Source organism: Streptomyces sp. NPDC054883 (genome assembly GCF_053610645.1).
On the sequence record NZ_JBSGYT010000104.1, the window covers coordinates 1 to 3,458 of the forward strand.

Below are 3,458 nucleotides of genomic sequence, written 5' to 3' on the forward strand. Positions count from 1 at the left end.
CCGCCCCGAGGCGGCCGAGCGCCGTGGGGGGGCCGGGGGGGGCCGGGGCCCGGGGGGCCCCGCCCCCCCCTACCCGGGGCCCCGGGGCGCCCCGGGGGGCCCGGGCCGGAGTGACCGGGTCGCCGACTCGTACGGTGCCCGGCTCGACGACGTCCAGGTACACGCCGACGCAGGCCAGCCTGCCGAGGTCGAAGACCGGTATCCGGTGGTCGCGGGCGACGGTGCGCATGATGGCGGCGTCCGGTGGCAGTTCGTCGTGCCCGAGGGTGGGTACGACGCACCGGGGTGTGGGCACCACGACGCGGAGGAGCGCCTCGCCGATGCGCAGGTGCGCGCCGGCCCAGGCGTCCTCGGGGTAGCCGGCCCCGCCGGAGGTCTCGACGACGAGGTTGGGCCGGAAGCGGCGCGGGTCGAAGTCACCGGCCGGTTGTGCGGCTCGCAGCCGTGCCAGGGCGGAGGTCGTGACGAGGTGGACCTTGCCGTAGTCGAAGAACGTCCCCGGTACGACGCGACCGGAGGTGACGGCCGCTCCGGTGGCATCGGTGGATGCCGTGCGGCGCAGGGGCTCCGGGGCGCCGCCCGGGTAGTCGGGCACTTCCCGCTCAAGGACGCCGCCGTGCCGGCGCGGATTCTGTGACAGGGCGACGTGCCGGCCCAGCAGTTCGGACAGGAGGGCGTCGAGCTCGGGGTGCCCGGCGGGCAGGACGGTCCCGTCCGGCAGTTCGACCACGGTTGTACCGGCGCCGGTCAGCCGGCTGCGGCAGCGCAGGAGCGGACCCCACTTGCGGGGGTGTTTGGCACTGCCCACAGCGCCCGTCCCATCCAGCACGGCGGCCACTCTGTCTCCCTGGAGTCCCGCTTCGGAGACCGTCACGGTCGTCAAGGACTCGCCGAGCATGGACTTCACCGGATACCGGTACAGCGTCGTCACCATTCCCATGGACGGCAGTATCCGTCGGGAACGGCCGCCCGCCGCGGGTCGGGTTGAGGAACAGCCGGTGCCCGGCCGTGTCGAGGGGGTGGCGGGCGGCGCCGGTGCGTGAGGATGGGTCTCTCGCCGGCCGGTCTAGCCCCCGCGTACGACTGTTGCGGGTCTGGTGAGGCGTTTCCAGCTGGCGGGGCTCCATGGCGCGCGGGTCGCATTGCCCGGACCGAGCAGGGCACCCGACGTCAAGAGCAAGCAGCCAGCCGAAGGAAACACCGAGACAGGAAGAAGGACGGACGTGTCCGGCAGCGAAAGCGAGAACCCGGTAATCCCCTCCCCGACCCCCGTGCCGACCCGACCGAGGTCGAACCGGGACTGGTGGCCGAACCAGCTGGACCTACAAGTCCTCCACCAGCACTCGCCCCGGTCCAATCCGATGGGCGAGGACTTCGACTACGCACGCGAGTTCGCGACGCTCGACGTCGACGCGCTGAAGCAGGACGTCTTCGATGTGATGACGACGTCGCAGGACTGGTGGCCTGCCGACTACGGGCACTACGGGCCGCTCTTCATCCGGATGAGCTGGCACTCCGCGGGCACGTACCGCATCGCCGACGGCCGGGGCGGTGGCGGCGCCGGCGCCCAGCGCTTCGCCCCCCTCAACAGCTGGCCTGACAACGTGAGCCTGGACAAGGCCCGCCGGCTGCTCTGGCCCGTCAAGCAGAAGTACGGCCGGAAGATCTCCTGGGCCGATCTCCTGGTCTTCGCCGGCAACTGCGCGATGGAATCGATGGGGTTCGAGACGTTCGGGTTCGGCTTCGGGCGAGAGGACGTCTGGGAGCCCGTGGAGATCTTCTGGGGGCCGGAGGACACCTGGCTCGGGGACGAGCGCTACAGCGGCGACCGGGAACTCTCCGGTCCGTTGGGCGCCGTGCAGATGGGGCTGATCTACGTCAACCCCGAAGGACCCAACGGCAACCCGGACCCGATGGCGGCCGCCCGGGACATCCGCGAGACGTTCGGCCGCATGGCGATGAACGACGAGGAGACGGCCGCGCTCATCATCGGCGGCCACACCTTCGGCAAGTGCCACGGAGCGGTCGGCGCCGAGTACATCGGTCCGGAGCCGGAGGGCTGCCCCATCGAGCAGCAGGGCCTCGGCTGGAAGAACACCTACGGCAGCGGCGTGGGCGTCCACGCGCTCACCAGCGGGCTGGAGGGCGCGTGGACCACCGCCCCCACGCAGTGGGACAACGGGTACCTGGACAACCTGTTCGGGTACGACTGGGAGCTGACGACCAGCCCCGCCGGTGCGAAGCAGTGGACCCCCAAGGATCCCGCGGCGCAGGGCACGGTGCCCGACGCCCACGATCCGTCGAAGAGGCACGCTCCCATGATGCTGACGACGGACCTCGCGCTGAAGGTGGATCCGGTCTACGGGCCGATCGCGAAGAGCTTCCACGAGAACCCGGACAAGCTCGCCGAGGCGTTCGCCAAGGCCTGGTACAAGCTGTTGCACCGCGACATGGGCCCCCTCTCGCGCTACCTGGGCCCGTGGATCCCCGAGCCGCAGCTGTGGCAGGACCCGGTCCCCGCGGTCGACCACGAGCTGGTCTCGGCCGAGGACATCGCCGCCCTCAAGGCAACGGTCCTGGCCTCGGGACTGTCCGTGTCCCAGCTGGTCACCACCGCCTGGGCGGCGGCGGCGAGCTTCCGGGGCACCGACAAGCGCGGCGGGGCCAACGGGGCCCGGATCCGGCTCGCGCCGCAGAAGGACTGGGAGGTCAACGACCGTCCCGAGGTGGCCGAGGTGCTGCGGACCCTGGATCAGGTCCGGCAGGAGTTCAACCAGTCACGTGGGGGCGCGACGAAGGTCTCGCTCGCGGACCTGATCGTGCTCGGCGGCTGCGTGGCCGTGGAGCAGGCCGCGAAGAACGCGGGGTACGACGTCAAGGTGCCGTTCGCGCCGGGGCGTACGGACGCCTCGCAGGAGCAGACCGACGTGGAGTCGTTCGCCGTGCTCGAACCGCGGGCGGACGCGTTCCGCAACTACCTGCGGGCGGGCGAGAAGCTGTCGCCGGAGACGCTCATGCTGGACCGCGCCAACCTGCTGACCCTGACCGCTCCCGAGATGACGGTCCTGATCGGCGGCATGCGGGCGCTGAACTCCAACTTCGGCGGGTCCTCCCACGGAGTCCTCACCCAGCGGCCGGAGACGTTGACGAACGACTTCTTCGTCAACCTGCTCGACACGGGCACGGAGTGGAAGGCGTCGGAGTCGGCTGAGAACGTCTTCGAAGGCCGGGACCGCGCCACGGGCAAGGCGAAGTGGACCGCCACGGCCGTCGACCTCGTCTTCGGTTCGGACTCCCAGCTCCGGGCCGTCTCGGAGGTCTACGCGTCCCAGGACGCGGGAGAGAAGTTCGTACGTGACTTCGTGAGCGCGTGGGACAAGGTCATGAACCTCGACCGGTTCGACCTCGCCTGAGCCCGGCGTCCGGGCCCGCCCCACTGAGGCCGGCCCCGGGCCCCG

At 71.2% G+C, this 3,458-nt stretch carries 2 protein-coding genes; one reads left to right on the forward strand and one right to left on the reverse strand.

Annotated elements, in window-relative coordinates:
* Positions 1–940: MOSC domain-containing protein (locus ACWGH1_RS35075; RefSeq protein WP_453409353.1), on the reverse strand; the 940-nt coding region annotated here is incomplete at its 3' end.
* Positions 941–1,223: 283 nt separating this feature from the next.
* Here ACWGH1_RS35075 and katG point away from each other — a divergent pair.
* Positions 1,224–3,413, forward strand: a complete 2,190-nt coding sequence (gene katG / locus ACWGH1_RS35080; protein WP_453357022.1) for a catalase/peroxidase HPI — start codon at positions 1,224–1,226, stop codon at positions 3,411–3,413.
* Positions 3,414–3,458 lie beyond the last annotated feature (45 nt).